The organism is Arenibacter sp. S6351L (assembly GCF_023016025.1).
Taxonomy (GTDB): Bacteria; Bacteroidota; Bacteroidia; order Flavobacteriales; family Flavobacteriaceae; genus Arenibacter; species Arenibacter algicola_B.
Window position 1 is genome coordinate 85,771 of the sequence record NZ_JALKBB010000004.1, and the last position, 21,557, is coordinate 107,327.

The following is a 21,557-nucleotide window of genomic DNA, read 5'->3' on the forward strand; positions in this document are numbered from 1 at the left end:
TTATTATGCATGCATAATAACTAACAAGGTACGGTTTTTTTGGATTGAACTCAAATTTAACGGTAGGGCAGAGGTAGGGGGCCATTCTTGCCCTTATCGAGAGAAAACATCATTTTGTCCAAAATCCCATAAAATATAATTATTGGGATTAAACCAAAATTGAAAACTTAGGTCAAAGGAGTATAAGTATACTTTAAAGTTTAACATTTTAAAATTTATGACCTATGAAAACAAATAGCAAAACATATTTCGTCCTGTCCATATTACTTATAGGGTTTATGTACATGGGTACTGCCCAATCGCGGACACGTACAACTACCACAACCAAAACAACTAGAACGGTAACCAAAAAGACACCAAATAGGGTGTCCAGTAAAAGAGTGGTTTATAGGACCCCTACAAAGAAGGTTGTTTCTGTTAGAACAGTACCCAACAGAAAAGTAGTGAAGTACCAAGGGCAAAATTACTACTATTCCAACAACAGATTTTATACCTATTCCAGAGGCCGCTATATTGTAATTGCTCCCAAAATAGGTTTTAGAATAAATACCTTACCTGCCAATTATCGAAGAGTTCGTTTTAATAACCATATCTACTTTACGGTAAGCGGTACTTTCTATACCCAGATCGGAAATGAATATGAAGTTGTAGAACCGGAAATAGGGACAATTGTATATGAACTCCCGGACGATTATGAAAAAGTAACCATAGACGGGCAGAGCTATTACGAGTACGGCAATATTCTATATGAGAAAGTACAGGTAAATGGCACCAGAGCCTATGAAGTTGTTGGTATTATAGATTTGGACTAGGTACTAAGTAACGGTTCCTTTATATTTAAAAAGCGTTTACCCTCCAAGGGTAAGCGCTTTTTTTGGTTTGTAAAAGGGGAGAAGACATACTTGCTAATCCAATTAAATGCATAGAATATTAGCCTGCTTTTCGATAGGTCTTTGATCCTGAAGACAAAATTCCCAGGTCTTAAAAAGTATAATTCCTAAAGACGGATTGACTGAATAAACATATGTAATCAACCGTATACCTATACATTTTGATGTAGCAACTTTGTTGGTCTTTTTAGGATGCAACGGATATGCCCATAAAATTTTATTTAAATTCTTTAAATGTTAAAAACCGAATAGGTTAAAATACCATAGGTATTCATCAAGAATAGTGGTACGACTTAGTTCACATACGTTTATTTTTATCGATTCTACAATATATATAAAATATGAAAAAATTATTCTTAGGTTTTTGTTTACTAGTAGGATTCGCCACCAAGGCACAAACGGTCACAGATCAGTCGTTTCTTCAGGATAGTGCTGAAAAGTTCACTTTGGAAGAGGGGGAAGGGAATATAGACTTGCTTCAAATTGCCAGTGACCGCAATAAGGCCATTAAAGTTCATAGCAGCCAAGGCCTGATGCTCCCACATGAAAAACAAATCCGGCAAGATTTACAATATAGACCATTGCTAGATATGAACATTGTAGCAATGAGCGAGTACCAAGGTCAATTTGTTTATTTAACGGACAAGGCAGTTTTAAGCAATGCTTGGGCCGGAAAGTTATACATCAACCATAACATAAAGGCTCCTAAGGCTATGGGCATGGGCCCTGATTTTTTGACCCTTATAGCGGGGGAAAACGATTTTGTTATTTTTAAGGACAACCAAGAAATTTGGAGGTCTTCCATCGATAACCTAAAGCCGATATCCGCGCACTACGACTCTAATTCCGATCAATTTTTTCTTTTAACGGCAGAAGGACTGTACCAAGTGGATAGTAGTTCAAAAACAGCAAAAAAAGTGTTTGACGCCACTAATTTAACGGCCTTCACTTTCCATGAAGACAGCATTGTTTTGGGGACTACCAATGGGGTACAAATTTTGGATCGCAAAACATTTGCCCCAAATAAACTGGACCAAAAACTGCCTTGGACAGAAATTACAACTGTAAAAAATATTCGCGGAAGTCTATGGTTCGGTTCAACCAAAGGGGCTTTTAAACTACGTGAAGATGGTAAATACGATTATTACGCTTCAAAGCGATGGTTGGTAGACGATGAGGTAGTAGACTTGTCAGAAGGTCCTGACGGAAGTGTGTTGGTCCTCACTCAAAAAGGGATGAGTAAAATTAACTTCGTACCCATGACACTGGCGCAAAAAGCGGAGTATTTTCAAGAAATTCAGCGGTTACGGCATATACGTTACGGTTTTACTTCCGATTTGGCCATGAGAACACCTGGAGACCTTTCTACTGGCTACTTTCATGATACCGATAATGATGGACTTTGGACCTCTATGTACTTGGCAGGGGAGTTGTTTAGATATGCAGTAACCAAGTCAGAAGATGCCAAGCAAAACGCCTACGAAGCCTTTGAGGCCATGGAGCGGTTAACGGCACTTCCCAATCTAAAAGGCTTTCCGGCAAGGTCTTTTGAAAGGGACGGCTATGAAGTTGGGCTACACGCCAATGGATTTTCCGAAGAGTGGAGAAAGCAATGGGAGAAAGAAAATGGAAGGATCTGGCAATTGTCAGACGATGAACTTTGGAGGTGGAAGTCCACCACAAGTAGCGATGAATCTTGCGGACATTTTTTCGTGTACGCACTTTTTGCTGAACTGGCACCGGATAAGGAATGGCGGGATAGGGCCATACATCAAATAAAAATTGAGATGGACCATATTATGGATAACGATTGGTACTTAATGGATTGGAACGGAAAGCCGACCGCTTGGGGAAAATGGAATCCAAAATATGTAAATAGCTTCCCCACCAATGTAGGTGATCGCAGGCTGAATTCCACACTTATTCTATCTTTCCTGCAAACGGCCTATCATTTTACACAAGACAAAAAATATAAAAAAGGGGCCGAGAAGTTGATAAAAAAATATGGATATGATGTGAATGCCAACAGACCGGCTACGGTCATCGGTTTTGTCGAAGGAGAGGATTTAAGTGATAAATGGAACCATTCCGATGATGAGATGTATTTCTTGACCATTCCCGGATTTGTTAATTATTCCTTTTCCGAAGAACAAAAAGAAGCCCATTTTAATACGGTAAAAAGCCATTGGGAAGTAGAGCGCTCCGAAAAAAATCCCCTATGGAATTATCTTTTTGCACTTTCTGGTGGAAAAAATATAGATAGTGAAGAATCTGCCTGGTGGTTACGCGAGTTTCCTATGGACTTGATCGATTGGAAAATAGACAATGACCACAGAAAGGACCTGACGAAAATAGCCCCTAATTTCCGAAGCCAGACCTATACCGAGGTGTTGCCCGGTGACGAGAGGACCCTCCATTTGCACAATGGAGCGTATAGGAACAATGGCGGAAGTGATGGTAAACGGGAATATGCCCCGTATATCTATTTGTTGCCCTATTGGGCCGGTAGATATGTGGATGCCATTAGTGCCCCGCAGGCGGAATAAGAAAGGAAATAATAACAAATAAGCCAGGCGCCAGGACTTTGTTCCTATGGTGCTTAGCATGGTATTTTTAAATTCTTACCAGTGGTTCTTTTCTGCTTCAGTTGGTAATTTCTATAAAAGACGAAAAGTTTAGGGATACTTTATTTAAGGGAATTTTAGTGGGCATAAATTAAATTTCTGTGGCTTAGAGGTTTAATAGACTATGTTGTCCACTTTGAAAAGATTACCTTTTTTTTAGCTGCCGTAAGCCATTACTGTTTACTGAGGTAGTTCTCCTGATGAATATCATATATATTGTTGCCAATCCAAACTACTTTTATTCCTTTCTAATTCATAAGACAGGAAAAAGGATTAATTATGAAGCAATTAAAATGGATCATCCCAGGAATTTTAACAATAGCAATAGTTGGCTACTTTGTAATGAAGCCAAAATTGGATGCAAAAAACCTGGACTACACTTATATACCCTTGGTAAAAGGCCACATTGAGGCAGTAGTATCCAGTACAGGAACATTGGAAGCCATTAATACCGTAGAAATAGGAACCCAAATCTCGGGTACCATTAAAAAAATATATGTAGACTATAACGATAAGGTCACAGCGGGGCAGCTTTTGGCAGAAATGGACTTAAACCTATTGCAGACCAACCTCATAAGTGCCCAGGCAAATTTGGCTGTTGCCCAAGCGCAATTAAATCAAGTACGTGATACCTACAACAGAAACCAGGTCTTATATGAAAAATCGGTCATATCGGAACAGGAATATAAGGATTCCCAGTATAGCTATGATCAGGCTTTAAGCGCCAAAGAGGCGTCATTGGCTGCTGTAAAGAATATCAAGGTCAGTATAGAATTTGCACATATAAAATCGCCCATTAACGGAACGGTAACGGAACGAAGTGTTGAAGAGGGCCAAACCGTGGCCGCTTCCTTTGCTACCCCAAAAATGTTCGTCATTGCTGAAGATTTATCAAAAATGCAAATCCTGGCAGATGTGGATGAAAGTGATATTGGGTATATAAGCAATGGTCTTCAAGTGCGTTTTACGGTACAGACCTATCCTGAAAAAGTGTTTAATGGGAAGGTCAGTCAGATCAGGTTACAGCCTATTCAGGTGAACAATGTTGTGAACTACCAGGTGGTCGTAGATGTTGATAACCACGAAGGGCGTTTACTTCCCGGAATGACCGCAAGTCTCGAATTTATAACCCAATCTGCCAAAGATGTTTTGCTGATCAATAATTCGGCCTTGCGTTTTAGGCCCAATACACAAATGCTCAATGAAATTAAGCCCATCTTGGAACAAAAAGCGAAAAAGATGCTTCCGGATTCTATACAACAGGGCTTTTTAAGCGCCCTTAACAGTGAGGAACAATTTACCCCTGCCAATTTTAAGAAAAGTCTACCGGCCAATATCAATGGTTTTTTTTACAAGGATACAGCAGGGAAATTGGATTTCAATTTTATTGAAATAGGGATAAAAACGGGTATGCAGTCTCAAATCATTGGATTTATGGATGGTTCTGAGCTAGGTGAACAAACAAAAGCCATCAATGGTATTAAATCTCACAAATAGGATGGTGCCAAAAAAAAAAGTCATAGAGACCAAAAAAATAAGTCGCGTATTCAAAACAGGTGATATTGAAGTACGTGCCTTAACAGACATTGATATTGTTATTGAAGAAGGCGAATTTGTGGTTATTATGGGATCTTCGGGTTCAGGGAAATCAACCTTGCTGCATATTTTAGGCTGTTTGGACAAACCCTCTTCCGGGGAGTATTATTTGGATGGGGTGTATGTAAATTCATTGAACAAAAATCAACTTGCAGATATACGCAATCAAAAAATAGGATTCATTTTTCAAAGTTATAATTTGTTATCCCGGACCACGGCCCTTGAAAATGTAGAATTACCATTGGTTTATGATAGATCGGGTCGCTTTTCCAATTCAAGTGAAATCGCAAAAAAAGCATTGGAGCAAGTAGGTTTGGGCAATAGGATACACCATAAAACTAATGAACTTTCTGGGGGACAACAACAACGAGTCGCTATTGCCAGGGCCTTGGTAAACAATCCGGCGCTCATCTTATCGGATGAAGCAACCGGTAATTTGGATAGCAAAGCCAGTATTGATATCGCAGATTTGTTTGTTCGCTTAAATAACGAGGGAAAAACTATTTTGATGATTACCCACGAACCTGAAATAGCCCAGTTCGCGAAAAGGATGATTTATTTAAGAGATGGCCGGGTTTTAACGGACGAGCTTATAAAAAACAGAAGTACCAAAGAGAGTGCTTTAAAAGATTTGGAGCAAACTACTTAATTGAAGGGAATGAAACAATTATTAAAAACATTTAAGGTCGCTTTTCGGTCTATCTATAAGAACAAAACGCGAAGTTTGCTTACGGCACTCGGCATCATTATTGGTGTTGCGGCGGTAATTATGACCATTTCCGCCGGTCAGGGCGCCACACAGGAAGTGCAAAGTCAGATCTCGGGCTTGGGTACCAATTTATTAATGATCAGTACCAAAACGGAACACAGAGGGGGTATAGATGTAAGAATGGGTAGGCCCATAGATGAAAAAGACCTGCTTATGTTACAAAAAAATTCCGTTTGGATGTCAAAACTGTCGCCATTGGTAGCAAATGGAGTAAGGGCCATTGGTCCACAGGGCAATAAATCTACCACCATTTATGGAGTTTCTTCGGATTACTTTGATATCTTAAATAGGGAAATAGTTTCAGGGGATGGTTTCACAGAGGAAGATGTGAAAACGGCCCGTAAGGTTTGTGTCATTGGTGAAACCATAAAGAAAGAACTATTTTCCAGTGCAGATCCCGTAGGACGACAAATTAGAATAGATAAAGTTCCCTTCACTATTGTTGGTATCCTAAAGGAGGAAGGCAAGGGTACTATGGGCCAGGATCAGGACGATATGCTTATTGCACCCTACACCACCATACAGAATAGGTTGTACGGAAGGCGTAGGGGCTATAATATGATAATGGCCAGCGCTCTAAGCGAAGACCATATACAAGATGCGGAAGTTGAGGCCACAGAGCTCTTAAGGGAAACGCACCGTATCCTGGAAGGGGAGGAGGATGATTTTGAAATTATGACCCAAGTGGAGCTTCAAGAAATAACAGGCAACGTTACAGGAATTTTGACCCTTATTTTAGGTGCTATTGCCAGTATTTCCCTTATTGTGGGTGGCATTGGTATAATGAATATTATGCTGGTTTCGGTAACTGAACGTACTCGGGAAATTGGCACCCGACTTGCCATAGGGGCTCGGGAAAGCGATATTTTGACCCAATTTTTGATAGAGGCTATCGTACTGAGTCTTGCCGGAGGTATTTTAGGGATTATGCTAGGGGTTCTGGGCAATCAAATTATTTATAGGACTACCAATTTTTATATACCTACGGCTATGGACTCCATACTGATAGGCTTTGGTTTTTCGGTACTGGTAGGTATTGTTTTTGGTTATTTCCCAGCCAGAAAAGCTGCTAGATTAAACCCTATTGATGCCCTGCGTTACGAGTAGGGATTTTAATGATAGGGGTATCGTCTTTACCAATGGGTAGGGAGGGGAGTTACACCTTTGTTTTCTTAATTTCCCTAATTTAATCCACATGGCTTCCTAAGTTTTTTACATTCTTAGTTTTATAATTTTATATTTGTGTGTATATTACACATATGAGTGGACAAAATATAAGATTATCTGTAGATGCCGTTGTTTTTGGTTACGACGCAGGAACAATATCGGTATTGCTTATAAAAAGAAAATACGAACCTTTTAAAGGCATGTGGGCTATTCCAGGCGGATTTGTATTGCAGGACGAGTCTTTGGAAGAAGCTGTTGAAAGGGAGCTAAAAGAAGAGACAGGAATTGAAATAGACTATTTGGAACAACTTTATACTTTTGGAAATCCCAAGAGGGACCCAAGGAGTAGGGTAGTGTCTATTGCATATTTTGGTTTGGTTCACCCCAGTACCTTTGATATTTTTGCATCGACAGATGCTGAGGAAGTACAATGGTTCAAAATAGATGACCTTCCCCAACTTTCATTTGACCATGACAAAATACTTCAATTTGCCATAACACGCTTAAGGGCCAAAATAACTTATGAACCCATTGGCTTTGAATTGTTGGATGAAAAATTTCCCTTTTCCGATTTAGAAAATTTATATACTACACTTTTAGGAAGGCCTGTAGATAGACGTAATTTTAGAAAGAAAATACTTAGTCTTGATATTCTTGATGAATTGGATGAAAAAATATCCAAAGGATCTGGAAGACCTGCCAACCTGTTTAAATTCAATCAAAAACGCTATAATCACCTTAAGAAAAAGGGTATTGTTTTCGAAATATAAGCCAATTTGTGTAAAAAAAACGCAAATTAGTTTTGTACATTGAAAAACTACTCTGTATTTGCGTTATAATTACGCAAAAAAATATATTATGAACGGACTACTATTAACAGACGGATATAAAACTGGACATCACCAACAATATCCAAAAGGAACCGAAGAAGTATATTCCAATTGGACACCTAGAAGTAATAAATATGCCTCAAAAGGTTGTGATAAAATTGTTTCTTTTGGTCAACAGTATGTTTTCCAATGGTTGCACGATTATTTTAATGATAATTTTTTCTCCAGACCCAAGGAGCAGGTTTGTAAGGAAATCAAAGAGGAATTATCCATGTATCTGGGTACCGATTATGACGTTACACACTATGAGAAATTGCACGATTTACAGTATTTGCCTATAAAAGTAAAATCATTACCGGAAGGGGTAGAGGTCCCTGTTCGTGTTCCTATGGTTACGGTTGTAAATACAGAAAAAGAATTTTATTGGATCACTAATTTTTTGGAGACTATCCTATCAACCATGTTATGGCAGCCAATGACATCGGCATCCATAGCACTTAGATATAAAAGGATTTTTAAAAGTTGGGCACTGTTGACAGATAAAGAAAATGTATCCTTCATTGATTTTCAAGGACATGATTTTTCTATGAGAGGGATGGGAGGTCTGCAAAGTGCCGTTTCCTCTGGAATGGGCCATGCAACAGTTTTTTTAGGTTCGGATACGCTTCCGGTAATTAGTAGTTTACGTAAATATTATAATGCGGAAGGCTTTGTTGTAGGTTCTGTAAATGCAACTGAACACTCGGTAATGTGCGCAGGAACCAAAGATGATGAAATAGGAACTTTTAGGCAATTAATGCAAACCTATCCAACAGGGATACTATCCGTTGTGAGCGATACTTGGGATTTATGGAAAGTGCTTACGGTTTATTTGCCCGAGCTAAAGGAAGAAGTACTGGCAAGAGATGGGAAATTGGTAATCCGACCAGATAGCGGGGACCCGGTAGATATTATCTGTGGGGAATCCAGGGTATTGGGAGGGAATTCTGCCAAGGATAAAGGAGTGGTAGAGTTACTTTGGGATATTTTTGGAGGAACTGTAAATGCACAAGGTTTTAAAGTTTTGGATACGCATATAGGGGCAATTTACGGTGATAGTATAACTACGGAAAGAGCGGAAAATATCTGTCAACGTCTGCACGATAAAGGCTTTGCTACAACAAACGTAGTTTTGGGAATAGGATCGTTTACCTATCAATATAATACAAGGGATACCTTCGGATTTGCAATGAAAGCAACTTCTGTGGTTGTAAATGGAGAGCGTAGGGAAATTTTTAAAGACCCAATAACGGACGACGGAGTTAAAAAATCAGCAAAGGGCTTAATAAAAGTCGATATGCTTAACAATGAATATGTTCTTTTGGACCAAGTATCTCCAGAGCAGGAAAATGAAGGAGCTTTACAGGTAATTTATGAAAACGGCCATTTTGTTAACCCGGTGAGTTTACAGGAAATAAGGGATAGAATTGACCAAAACCTTTAAATATTTAAAATTATGAACTATCAAATAAAGAAGTTTAATGATGGACAGCTAACTGCCAAAATCATTGAAAACGGTAATATAGATATTAAAATAAGGGGAAATAGTTATGAAGATCTATTTAGGGCAGCCGCTATAAAAGAAGCATGGGACGCAGAAAACTCAACCAATAAAAACGCAGTAGCTACCTTGACCCTATGTTGCTTAATAGGTCAACGTTCGGATAGAAGATTTAATAAAGGGGAGTCTTTCGATTTAAAAGTGATTTCGAATTTTATTAATGCCATGAAATTTGATAAAATATCCATATTACATCCACATAGTCCCATTTCATTGGCTTTGATCAATAATTCCGAAAAGATATCCCATTTGGAATTTGTAGAAAAGGCTTTTAGGGCTATTGGCAATCCTGTATTGGTAAGTCCTGATGCCGGGGCCTATAAGACCACCCACGAGATAGCAGAAAGGTTAGATGCAGATTTGGTTCCCTCCAATAAGGTTAGGGTAAACGGAGCTCCTGTAATAAGTATTCAAGGCGAGGTAAAGGGAAAAGAATGTTTAATTGTAGATGACCTGGCCGATGGAGGGAGGACCTTTAAATTCTTGGCGGCGGAATTAAAATCCCAAGGAGCCAAAAAGGTGTTCTTATATGTTACCCACGCACAATTTAATTATGGTTTTGATGAATTAAAACAATCCATAGATCATGTGTATTGTACCAACAGCTTTAAGGATATTGATGACGAATTTGTTACACAGTTTAAGGTGATCTAAATTCTTGGAATGAATGTTGATAAGCTTTTTTTTATGGGCCATAAGCCCGGACGTGTTTGGCACTACAATTTCTGATTCCTGCGCACTATCTTGCCTCAATTATTAAAGACTCTCAATCTTTATTAATTACAGCATCCTCTAAAAATGATGTTCCAATACATTAATAATCTGCATTGCGGTTTTCAGCAGTTGGTTACCTAACCTATGCAATATATTTAGGTTGAATTATTAACCAAAATTAGGCTGAAGATTGAAGCTATTAAACCCGGTCCAAAACCAAAAAAGCCAGATGGTACTCCCGACAGAAGAAGACGGGTTACCCTGGACAACCAACCAAAACACCCTGGCCTAAAATCAAATAGACATAAACCTAAGGATTAGAAATCCGGTATATTCAAAACATTAATAATTAAGAGGTAGGGCAGAGGCACAAACTTTTTCGCTGGGCGCATGAATTCTTTACATAAAAATCGGGGCTATGAACAAATGCCCGCCCGAACGCCCGCCATGACCTTCGGGCAGGTATCCCTATTCGGTACGGGCGGGCCTGCTGCTGGGTCGGACAGGTGTGAATATTGGTATTATGTAGATTTTAATTTCAGATGCCAAAGGGGATATCTATTTTCGAAGCTTAAAATACACTAGATTATTCCGTAAAATCATATTTCAATGAAGAGTATAAGAAAAGTATATCTTTTAGGTAATCTTTCAATTTTGTTAGTGGTCCTGGGATGTAAAGGAGATATGGGCCCCCAAGGAGATGCAGGGATTAATAGTTTGACCAGTTTGAGTGCCGAACCTTCGGGGACAAATTGTGAAAATGGAGGTGTAAGGATAAACATTGGTATGGATGCAAATGGCAATGGGATATTGGAGACCAATGAAACTATGACTACCAATTATATATGTAATGGTTTAGATGGTTTGGTAAGCTTAACGAATGTAATCATGGAACCTATTGGAGCTAACTGTCCTAATGGAGGTTATAACGTTAATTCAGGCTTGGATGCCAACTCAAACGGTACGCTTGAAGCCAATGAGATTACCGCAAACGCCTTTATTTGTAATGGTCTTGATGGAGGAAATGCCCTGATTCGCACTATGAATGAACCAGCAGGAGACAATTGTCCCAAAGGAGGAATCAAGATTGACTCTGGAATAGATCTGGATGCCAATGGTATACTGGCAGAATCAGAGGTTACCTCCTCAGCTTTGTTGTGCAACGGGGAGGATGGAAATATTAGCTTGGTAAATTTAACAGAAATTGCAGCCAATGTGGACTGTCCAAATGGTGGTATAATTCTGGATTCGGGGATCGATGATAACGGAAATGGTATCTTGGATTATTCTGAAATCCAGTCTACTAGAAATGTATGCAATGGTTTGGATGGCGCCTTTAATGAAGAAATACGTCTTGTATTCGGAAGTTCAACCGTAGGTATTTCAAGTGGCACCAATTTCGTTGAGGGGAGGATTCTTACATCACTCCAAAAATTTGATATACGTCATTACGACCTGTTGCACGAAGCCATTCTTACAACACGCTCATATACCGAAAACAGTGCTACCCAAAGTTTTATTGAATTGGTCAACGAAGACACTGGAGAAGTGATTCCCAATAGCACACTTTCCTCAAGCTTTACGTCCTATTCAGGACAATTACTGATTTCACCCAATATTTATAAAAACTTCCCACAAGAAGAGATTACGCTGGGCCTACGACTCCGTTCAGGGAATGAGGGTGTTAATGTTTATATCACTGGGAGAAGCGAATTGATTTTAACACGGGGCAATTGATATAGCTGATGCAAGACTATAAAAAATATATGTGCATTATAAGAAACAAGGTTTTGACCATGCTGTGGGTTTCAATTTTGCTCTGGGCCTGTACCGGTAAAGATGGAGTAGTGGGGGAGCCTGGCCTGAACAGCCTTGTGTTGGCTAAGGAAGAGCCTGCAGGACAGAATTGCAGCTTTGGTGGACTTCGCATTGAAAGCGGTTTGGATATTAACATGAACAACCTATTGGACTCGGGTGAGGTTACCATGACCGAATTTGCCTGTAATGGTACCGATGCCCAAACCACTCTGAGCACCTATGTAACCCTTCCCAAGGGAGCAGTATGTGCAAATGGGGGCATTCAATTGAGTATGGGGATCGATAACAATGAAAACGCTGTCTTGGAACCTGAGGAAATTACTACAATTGTTAACCTATGTAACGGGACCCTTGGCACAACGACCCTTACCCGCCTTACCAGTGCGCCGATTGGGACAAAATGTGGGCTGGGTGGCGTGCAGATCGATTGGGGTACGGATATCAATGGAAACGGGCAACTTGATTTGGAAGAAATTGAAAACTCGGATACCATCTGTAATGGTGAAACAGGAGATAAGAGCCTGGTGAATATAGCCAATAACAATCCCGATGAAAACTGTCTGGACGGGGGCATTATCATTTCGTCAGGGCTGGATGCCAATGCAAACAATATTTTGGAAGATGATGAAATTGGGATGACCCGTTTTGTATGCGATGGTATTGATGGAAGGCCAAATGAAGAAATTCGGATACTCCTGTATCATCAAAATGGCGGAAGCTCAGGTTATAGAAACGATTATGCAATTAATGTACTTCAATTCAATATCAACAATTGGGATAATGCCACCGAGGTTTATTTATCGGCCACCATTCGCACCTCCAACAGCAATAATACGGCAACGGCTGAATTGACGGATCGTTTTGGAAGAGTCATAGCCAACAGTGCCGTAAGTACCACGGATACAGAGTTTAGAACAGTGCTATCGGACAACTTTTTGGAGAATATTCCCGACGGGGAGACTACCTTAAGGTTATTTTTAGGTTGCGAGCTTTCGGATGAATTAATATATATAACAGGTAAAACTGAACTTATTATTGTTCAGCACCAGCCTTGATCATTAAAGTTGGAAGGGTATGTGAGCAAGTGTATGGAAGTTTTGACACCAAACTATATTCACTTACTGTAATTTTTATTTAAGGTAGAATTTAACTATATGGATTTAACTTTTGGGGTATTGCGCTACCATACTTAGTGTATTTATTAAACCATATAAACCGGTATTTAATGATTATAAGTCAATTGATCTTATGAAAAAACTATTCTATATTCTTTTTGCCTCCCTTTTTGTTATTTCATGTTCTTCCGAGAATGAAGCCCCTATTTTACCCATAGATGATGGAGCTTTAATAGATAATGATTCGTTGGTGAAGGAAGGGAAGCAGGTTTTTCGAATAGATTTAAAAGAGCTTTCCGCAAAAACGGCTTTAGGCAGTGGCCAAAAAAATCTTGAACCTGCATTTGCCCATGTAAGCATAATCGACAGTGATGGTGTTTCAATTTTCACTAGAGAAAAGCTTGTTTTGACAAAGTTGGGCGACAGCCATATCACTGCTGAAATTGCCTTAGAAACCGGCACTTATAGCTTGATAGAATTTATTGTAACCGATGAAAATGATATTGTCATTTCTATAGCTCCTAAAGAAGATTCAGTTTTAGCCCAATTCGCTACAAGTCCTTTACCCTTTGATTTTGATGTGTCAACAAATGAAACAAAAGAAACCGCTACAGAAAATATTAATGCTGCCGGGTATACTTCCGTTGATTTTGGTTATACGGGATTAAGTTTGACATTCCCCGATAATACCGATTTCTTCAGCATGATTGTAGATGATTCAGATGCCACTACGAGAAAAGTCCTGAACTTAAAATCGATCACTGGATCCACCTATTTGGTCAATTGGGGAGATGGTACAATAGATGAATATGTATCCACCATAAATAATTCGGGTATTGAGAATAATATATCACACAACTATGCCCAAAAAGGGGTGTATACCATCACCGTTAGCGGAGCTATTGAAGCCATTGAATTCCTAGATTTTGGTAGTGATCAAGGTGACAACTACGAAAGCCATCTTACTTCAATGGACATCGACAAATTAACTTTGCTCAAATCATGTCAATTATATCTTGGAAAACTTACAAGCCTGAATACCTCTGAAAATAAGGCTCTAGAATATTTAGGGCTTGGGAAAAATCAAATAACAAGTTTGGATTTTAGCAACAATCCTAATTTGAAAACTGTTTGGATACGTGACAATCAATTAACCGGGTTGAACGTAACACAAAATCCTAATTTGGAATTCCTGTGGGTCGATGGCAATCAAATTTCAGCCTTAGACCTATCCAATAATTCTAAATTAAAAGTGGTTTTGGCGCGGGAAAATAACCTAAGTAGTATAGATTTCTCCAAAAACTTGGAATTGGAACGATTCGATATCGCAAATAATACCATAGAGACCATCGATATTTCGTCAAATCTCCCCTTAACGGAAATCAACGTAGGGGCAAATAGTCTAAGCAGTATAGACCTTTCAAAAAACATCGATCTTGTTCGCATCGATTTGTACGCGAATCAACTGACCACCATTAACCTATCGACGAATCATAAGTTGAGGGATTTATATATTGATAACAATGCGTTGTCGGAGATAGACTTATCCGCAAATTCCCTTTTGGAACGCCTTATTATAGGTAATAATAATTTAAGCACTCTTGACACAACTGCGAACCTTAAAATATTTGATTTGGACGTTAATAACAATCAATTGACTGGCGGAAGGTTGGATGAAATAATCTCGAGAGTCTATGAACAAACCATTTTATATCCAGTCTCAAATGGATATATCAATTACAGCCATAATCCTGGAATGGATGACATAGCCAATGCCACCATAGTAAAGATGAATGAATTGGTTCTAGATTATAACTGGGTTTTTATAGGTAACTAGTTATGTAAATCAATCTTTCAAAATATTCTGTACATAAAGGAATTAGTGCCTTTATAAATTAAACCTCTGTAGATTTCGCCAGCACGCCAGCTTTCTTGAATATTGCTTTGGCCACAGGCTAAACCAATAATACGGCATAAAAATAGTAGATCATATAGATCTTTTATTTTTTGAGCGGGTTGGGGCGAAGGCAAAGTTATTACTAAAATATCCTGCGCCTACTTGCCAAGGATTTTGCACTGTAGGGTTATGTAACTTGAGCTTTGGTTATTTTCGAATTAAAAAAATGAGGTAGTGAAAGGGCCAATCAAAAACAGTAGATCTGCAATGCATAAATCGAGCAATTTTGCTTTGTTTATGGACTCCTTTACAAAATAATAAAAACTTCGTCAATGAACTCTTTTTTAACTGCCCGTAAGTAGGCATTTGGGAGATGGCTATTTATTCAAAAAAAAATAAAAATTCAAGTACACATGTTTTCAAGGAGTTAACCAATTATAACAGCAATGTGATGTTTTTCTTACAATATAAAAATAACTGGTGCGTTTTTCTTTTCAATTAAATTTTGATAAAAATATAAACCAAATCAATCCAATCTATTTTATGAAAAAACATTTAAAAATTATTGCTAGTTGTGTATTGTTGTCGTCTATTGCACTTACCTCATGTAGTGTAGATGATGGCGTTGATGGAGCTATGGGTCTCCAAGGTATTCAAGGTGAGCAGGGTATTCAAGGTGAGCAGGGACCTAAGGGAGACAAAGGGGAAACTGGTGATACAGGAGCCGACGGCCAAGATGGTGTTGATGGAATCGATGGACAGGATGGAGTTGACGGCCAAGATGGTGTTGATGGAATCGATGGACAGGATGGAGTTGATGGCCAAGATGGTGCCGATGGTCAAGATGGTGTGGATGCCACAGTCGTTGCCAGTACATGGATCGCTCTAACGGAAAGCGATTTTACACCTTCTTCAAAGACAGCTGGTTTTGGGACTATGTACGACGCCCATTACAGCACTGCGCTATTAACGCAAGCGGCTTTGGATCAGGATGTGGTTTTGGTATACCTTAAATTGAATTCGGGCCAAATTGTTCAAATGCCCTATGTATATCATTCAGACGGTCATGGGGCAGTTGCATATACCGCTATTCTTACGTTGAATAGTTTAGGAATCAATGTAACACCTGCCGAGGAGCTTGATTTTATGGGATTAACAGATCCATTGGAAATCAGCGTTAGGTTTGTAATCATTCCGGCTACAACCATAGCACCTACGGCTAAAGGCGTCCAGAAGGATTTTAAGAAAATGAGTTATGAAGAAGTAATTTCTTATTTCGATTTACAATAGGAAAAGTCTATTGATATAAAAAAAGACGTTCTTTCCAACCGAGGGGAGAACGTTTTTTTATATGTTTAATTTTCATTTTGGCTTAAGGTTACTCTTGCCAACTGGGCGTTTTAAAGCCATAGAATTACAGTGCCTTCTCTTTCTTTTTTTGCAAGGTGGGGCGAAGGCAAAGTTGTTGCTACGTTCATGAATTAATTAATTATAGAATAGCTAGGATCATGTTTTTTATTAGGCCTCCCAAAATTTAAGTCAAAACAGGGCGGAGCGTAATGAATATGTCCAGTGGACTTATTTACTGAACGAGCCAGCTTGTGTGCAGGCAATTAATTATTCAAAGGCATCTATATTTTAGCGCAACCTTCGAGAACTACAAAAAAAAGGTTTTCAATATTACCATAGGTAATGTTCTATCCCTTTGTACGACCAAAAGTAGGATGAACCATTATAGTTAGAATGAATGCAGCAGCAAAACAATAAACTCCGGACATTTAATACCTTAAATTTTCTTAAAGCTATTCACTTCCCTTTGCTTCAATTTATAATTCCAATATTTCTTTTTGTACATGTTACTGTAGAAGCCCAGGTGAAAGATACGCGTTTACCCCTCATTATAGATGCCGATACGGCAAATGAGGTAGATGATCTTTATGCCATTGTACGGGCAATTGCAGAGCCCAAATTCAATATTCTAGGCATTACTTCAGGGCAGTTTCATACATCACCATTGGCAACGGATAGTAGTGTTTATGAAAGCCAAAGAATTAATGAAAGAATACTAAAGTTAATGGGGCAGAATGCTATTCCGCTTCCATTGGGGAGTAATGTACCCATTAATAATAGTACAGAACCAGCTAGTTCCCCTGCTTCCAATTTTATAGTTGATATGGCGCATAAATTGCCCGCCGGTCAAAAATTGAATGTAGTTGTATTAGGTTCTTGTACCAATATTGCCAGTGCAATTTTGGAGGATCCGTCCATTATTCCAAAATTGAAAGTACACTATCTTGGTTTTTGGCATAATGTGGAAACCAATACTTATAACAAAAAGGAATTCAATACAGGAAATGACCCTAAAGCGGTAGAGATACTTCTAAATACCGAAGGTTTAGATCTTACTGTAATGACGGCAACTACCAGTCAGCACCTTGTGTTTTCAAAAGTAGAAGTAGATGGTAATTTGAAGAATAGGGGAGGTGTCTCCGATTATCTCATAAACCGATGGGAAACCTATGAACGCTGGTGGACCAAAGAAGATCCGGAAAAGAGAAGCTGGATTATGTGGGATGTCGCTATCATAGAAGCACTGGCCCGTCCCGAATTATCAAAAACCGAAACTTTTTTAACGCCTACAGAAAATACGCAACGCTTAATAAACATCCATACCGAAATAGAGGTAGAAAATATGAAAACAGATTTCTGGCAAAGCTTAAAAAAAATATAAAAAATACAGTATGTACCTAGACGCTACTACTTCAATTGCAGATATTGGGATTTGTTTAAATAATATTGGTTTTATTGATCCAAAACACGAACAAATTCTCTCCGTTGAAAAGCCAGGTGAGGGAAACATGAACGTTGTCCTTAGAATCCGTACCAATAAGCGTTCTTTTATTGTAAAGCAATCACGGCCATTTGTTCAAAAATATCCACAGATAAATGCTCCCATTGAGCGTATTGATGTTGAGTATCAATTTTACAAAGCCGTTACCAATAAAGCTATTGAACCACATATACCTAAAATTCTAGCATATAATGCAGACAACCATTTATTAATCCTGGACGACTTAGGGGATTGTAAGGATATGTCCTACCTGTATGATGAAAGAAATATTAGCACCGCCCAATTGTATCAGCTTTTGGATATTGCTTCCCAGATCCATACATCCAAGCCCATAGAATATCCTGAAAATATGGAATTGCGATTACTTAATCACCAACACATATTTGTACTGCCTTTTCTTAAGGAAAGTGATTTCTCCCTTAATGCTATTCAGGAAGGACTTCAGGAACTCGCTCTTAACTATAGAACTGATGAAACATTAAAAAAGGAGATTGCAAAGGTGGGAGAACAGTACCTGTCCCAGGGCAATGTTCTTTTGCATGGTGATTATTATCCCGGGAGTTGGATGACAAAAGGAGACCGCATCTACCTAATTGATCCAGAATTCAGCTTTATGGGATTTGCCGAATTCGACATTGGGGTACTATCGGCACATAGTATTATGATTACGATGGATATGGCTTGTCTTCAAACAATAAAAGAAGGGTATCCCGGAAGGCTGAACGAACACTTACTTGTTCAAGTGGCCGGAATAGAGGTGATGCGCAGAATAATAGGTTTAGCCCAACTGCCTTTAGTAAGATCCATTCAAGAAAAAAAGTTGCTCTTGGAGATGGCCCGTACTTTGATTATGGATAAAGGCAATTAAGGTTTTTTGGTAGCTCATAATTCGCGTAGTTGAAAATTTATGGGCGCCTGACCTTCTCATTCAGACGGGCCTGCCCGACTTCATCTTTCAGGCGGGCCTGCCCGACTTTATCATATAGGCGGGCTTATTTTGCGACCTAAAGCCTGTCCTGAGTACTTTGGCTTAGCTCAGTACAGGCTCCGTCGAAGGGATAGGAGGTAAGGCAATGAGCGTGGAAGAATATTAAAATAAACCCATTCATGCAATGGCTATTCGCAAGAAATGGATATCAAATTTGTTTAAAAGGCAAAAATTAGACTAAGGGATCTGACTGCCTGCGCACGAACAAAAATAATGCGTACCTTATATTCAAAATAGTTTGAAAATGGATAGAAGGAACTGGATATCAAAGGCAACACTGGGCTCAACAGCCGTGATGATGCTTCCACATTTAGGAATAGCTATGCCTAAAACGAACCTAGGTGAGGCCTATCTAAGATTAGCTTCCAATGAAAACCCATATGGGTGTTCAGAACAAGTGAAAAAGTCTTTTTCAACTTCAGCTGTGGCTATTAATAAATATGCTTTTGCGTCAATTCCTGAACTAAAATTAGCCCTGGCAAAACGTTTCCAGCTAACATCGGAAAACATTTTATTGGGTGCGGGCTCCTCCGGTCTCTTGGAAGCCGTCGCCCAGTTCATGTTACAAAGAGAAGGTGATGTAACCACTGCCACACCTACCTTTGATATATTACCTGCAATGTTGGAAAAGTTTGGCAGAAAAACACACTACATTCCCTTAAAACAAGATCATACCCTCGATTTAAATGCTATGTTGGACAAGACCAAAGAGCATCCGGGTTTGGTATATATCGTAAATCCTAATAACCCTATTGGTACAGCGGTAGGTCCTAAAGAGCTTAGACAGTTTATTACTGAGGCCACTAAATATTCCTATGTATTAATTGATGAAGCCTATCTTGAATTTTGCGATAACTCGGAATCGATGATAGATATGGTTGTAAATCCAAGGGTCATGGTTATCAAAACCTTCTCCAAGGTATATGGTTTGGCAGGGCTACGTATCGGTTATGGTTTTGCTCATGCAGCGTGGGTCGATGCATTGGAAAAATATATGATTTTTGCAGGTCTCCCTATATCCTCCCCAGCCTTTTCTGTTGCTACAGCTGCCCTTGATGACCAAAATTTTGTAGATTTTGTGGTGCAAAAAAACACAGAATCCAAAACCATTGTAGTGGAAACTTTGCGCAAATTGAAAATCGACTACATTCCGTCCCAGACCAGTTTTATTCTCTTTGATATTTCTAAATATCCAACGGAGTTTATGACAGACATGAAAAACAAGGGAATATTGATCGGGACCCGTGATTATTTGGGCAAGAATTGGTGTAGGGTGAGTATGGGAACGGTGGAAGAAACTAAAGAATTTACTAAAGTGCTTACCGAACTTTGGAAGGCATAAAATCATATTAATCAGCTATGTTTTTGAAATTTAAGTTTAAAAAGAATCATGAATAAACTCGTTCTTTTACAGACATTATGCGTTTTCTTGAGTTTTTGGTCATCTGCCCAGGTTGCTGCCGTGGATGCCCTACAATACCCACCCTGTAAAGAGGAGGATATACCGCACTATAATGCTTACATGGTGGGTAGCCCACCAAAGATCGATGGCCGTCTGGATGATTCGGTTTGGCAAACTGCACCAACCTCACCCAGCTTTAGGGATCTGATTTCTGGAACGGAGACCATCCATGATACAAGGGCCGCGGTGCTGTGGGATGATGAATATTTATATGTTGCCTATTGGGTAGAGGAACCCAATGTTCAGGCTACCCTAACGGAACGCGATGCCTTGATTTACAAGGATAACGATGTAGAGCTTTTCATTGCGGGACAGGATACTTATTATGAATTTGAGATCAATTCTTTTGGAACTATCTATGAGGTTTTCTTTATTTGGGAAGATTCGGATTCATATAAAAACGGAGTCTATGATTCCATCCCTGAATTTAGTAGCGACCAACCAGGTAGGAAACCCTTTTCGGGAGTAGGTTATCAACCGCATCCGCGAGGAGGCCGGATCGGGTATTGGAATTGGGACTTCCCGGGATTAAAAAGCGCTGTTTATATTGATGGCACTATAAATGATGATAGTGATCGGGATCGGGGCTGGACGGTAGAATTGGCCATTCCATGGTCGGGCATGTCAGCATTGGCTTTAGGGGACAACAGGAGCTTGCCGCCCAATGAAGAGGATATCTGGCGAATGGATTTTTCAAGGTTTAATCAGTACAAGGAGGCTGTTCCGGCTGAGGACAGCGGGGGATGGGTATGGAGTCCCCATGGTGTTTGGGATTCCCATGTTCCCGAATGTTTTACGTACATCCACTTTTCAAAGAAGGATGTTTCTCTAATAAAAGGAGAAACAGAAAGGAAGTGAAGCATTTAAATCCTATTGTGCTGATTTGTTAAAGATTTTATGGGCTGTAGAGGTCAATCTGTGTGGAGTGGGTTCTTTGTGTAATTAATTTTAAGGATTTAATTTTATAGATTTGTTTTAGCAAATCAACACTTTGAACAATCAAAAATCAATAGCAGTTATACCATTTGTTAATATGAGCAATGATATTGACAACGAATATTTCTGTGACGGAATCACTGAAGAAATTATAAACGCATTAACAAAAATTGACAAACTTAAGGTTATTGCCAGAACCTCATCATTTGCCTTTAAGGGAAAAGATATAGATATCAGAAAAATTGGGGGGCAACTAGGGGGTAAGCACAATTCTTGAAGGAAGCATTAAGAAATCCCAGG

At 39.1% G+C, this 21,557-nt stretch carries 17 protein-coding genes; all 17 read left to right on the forward strand.

What is annotated here, in order from left to right; translation table 11 throughout:
- The first annotated feature begins 224 nt into the window (after positions 1-224).
- The 17 genes from MWU82_RS04825 (at position 225) to MWU82_RS04905 (ending at position 21,534) form a co-directional block, all read left to right on the forward strand.
- Positions 225-812 carry a DUF6515 family protein gene (locus MWU82_RS04825; RefSeq protein WP_215948169.1) on the forward strand — a complete coding sequence of 196 codons (588 nt, stop codon included), beginning with the start codon at positions 225-227 and terminating at the stop codon, positions 810-812.
- Positions 813-1,231: 419 nt separating this feature from the next.
- Complete coding sequence (locus tag MWU82_RS04830; RefSeq protein WP_247095440.1) at positions 1,232-3,436, forward strand: hypothetical protein; 2,205 nt, start codon at positions 1,232-1,234, stop codon at positions 3,434-3,436.
- 357 nt (positions 3,437-3,793) lie between these two features.
- The gene (locus MWU82_RS04835) at positions 3,794-5,011 is read left to right on the forward strand and encodes an efflux RND transporter periplasmic adaptor subunit (protein ID WP_247095441.1); all 1,218 of its coding nucleotides are present in this window, start codon (positions 3,794-3,796) and stop codon (positions 5,009-5,011) included.
- Position 5,012: 1 nt separating this feature from the next.
- A complete protein-coding gene (locus tag MWU82_RS04840) occupies positions 5,013-5,759 on the forward strand; it encodes an ABC transporter ATP-binding protein (protein ID WP_247095442.1) in 747 nt (248 codons plus the stop codon).
- A gap of 9 nt (positions 5,760-5,768) precedes the next feature.
- Positions 5,769-6,986, forward strand: a complete 1,218-nt coding sequence (locus MWU82_RS04845; RefSeq protein ID WP_247095443.1) for an ABC transporter permease — start codon at positions 5,769-5,771, stop codon at positions 6,984-6,986.
- Between the two features lie 152 nt (positions 6,987-7,138).
- Positions 7,139-7,816: an NUDIX domain-containing protein gene (locus MWU82_RS04850; RefSeq protein WP_247095444.1), complete on the forward strand. Its 678-nt coding sequence runs from the start codon at positions 7,139-7,141 to the stop codon at positions 7,814-7,816.
- Positions 7,817-7,904: 88 nt separating this feature from the next.
- Positions 7,905-9,359 carry a nicotinate phosphoribosyltransferase gene (locus tag MWU82_RS04855; RefSeq protein WP_247095445.1) on the forward strand — a complete coding sequence of 485 codons (1,455 nt, stop codon included), beginning with the start codon at positions 7,905-7,907 and terminating at the stop codon, positions 9,357-9,359.
- A gap of 12 nt (positions 9,360-9,371) precedes the next feature.
- Positions 9,372-10,130: a phosphoribosyltransferase family protein gene (locus MWU82_RS04860; protein ID WP_247095446.1), complete on the forward strand. Its 759-nt coding sequence runs from the start codon at positions 9,372-9,374 to the stop codon at positions 10,128-10,130.
- A gap of 669 nt (positions 10,131-10,799) precedes the next feature.
- Complete coding sequence (locus MWU82_RS04865) at positions 10,800-11,927, forward strand: hypothetical protein (protein ID WP_247095447.1); 1,128 nt, start codon at positions 10,800-10,802, stop codon at positions 11,925-11,927.
- 29 nt (positions 11,928-11,956) lie between these two features.
- Complete coding sequence (locus MWU82_RS04870) at positions 11,957-13,063, forward strand: hypothetical protein (protein ID WP_247095448.1); 1,107 nt, start codon at positions 11,957-11,959, stop codon at positions 13,061-13,063.
- 193 nt (positions 13,064-13,256) lie between these two features.
- Positions 13,257-14,960: a hypothetical protein gene (locus MWU82_RS04875; RefSeq protein WP_247095449.1), complete on the forward strand. Its 1,704-nt coding sequence runs from the start codon at positions 13,257-13,259 to the stop codon at positions 14,958-14,960.
- Positions 14,961-15,563: 603 nt separating this feature from the next.
- Complete coding sequence (locus MWU82_RS24245; RefSeq protein ID WP_281502400.1) at positions 15,564-16,310, forward strand: hypothetical protein; 747 nt, start codon at positions 15,564-15,566, stop codon at positions 16,308-16,310.
- Between the two features lie 457 nt (positions 16,311-16,767).
- Positions 16,768-17,751 carry a nucleoside hydrolase gene (locus MWU82_RS04885; RefSeq protein WP_247095450.1) on the forward strand — a complete coding sequence of 328 codons (984 nt, stop codon included), beginning with the start codon at positions 16,768-16,770 and terminating at the stop codon, positions 17,749-17,751.
- 10 nt (positions 17,752-17,761) lie between these two features.
- Entirely contained in the window at positions 17,762-18,739 is a 978-nt protein-coding gene (locus MWU82_RS04890; protein WP_247095451.1) for a phosphotransferase, read from the forward strand.
- Positions 18,740-19,103: 364 nt separating this feature from the next.
- On the forward strand, positions 19,104-20,201 hold the full coding sequence (locus tag MWU82_RS04895; protein WP_247095452.1) for a histidinol-phosphate transaminase: 1,098 nt from the start codon (positions 19,104-19,106) through the stop codon (positions 20,199-20,201).
- Between the two features lie 48 nt (positions 20,202-20,249).
- Positions 20,250-21,179 (forward strand): carbohydrate-binding family 9-like protein, encoded by a 930-nt coding sequence (locus MWU82_RS04900; RefSeq protein WP_215948183.1) that lies wholly within the window; start codon positions 20,250-20,252, stop codon positions 21,177-21,179.
- A gap of 133 nt (positions 21,180-21,312) precedes the next feature.
- The gene (locus MWU82_RS04905) at positions 21,313-21,534 is read left to right on the forward strand and encodes a hypothetical protein (RefSeq protein ID WP_247095453.1); all 222 of its coding nucleotides are present in this window, start codon (positions 21,313-21,315) and stop codon (positions 21,532-21,534) included.
- The last annotated feature ends 23 nt before the right edge of the window (positions 21,535-21,557 follow it).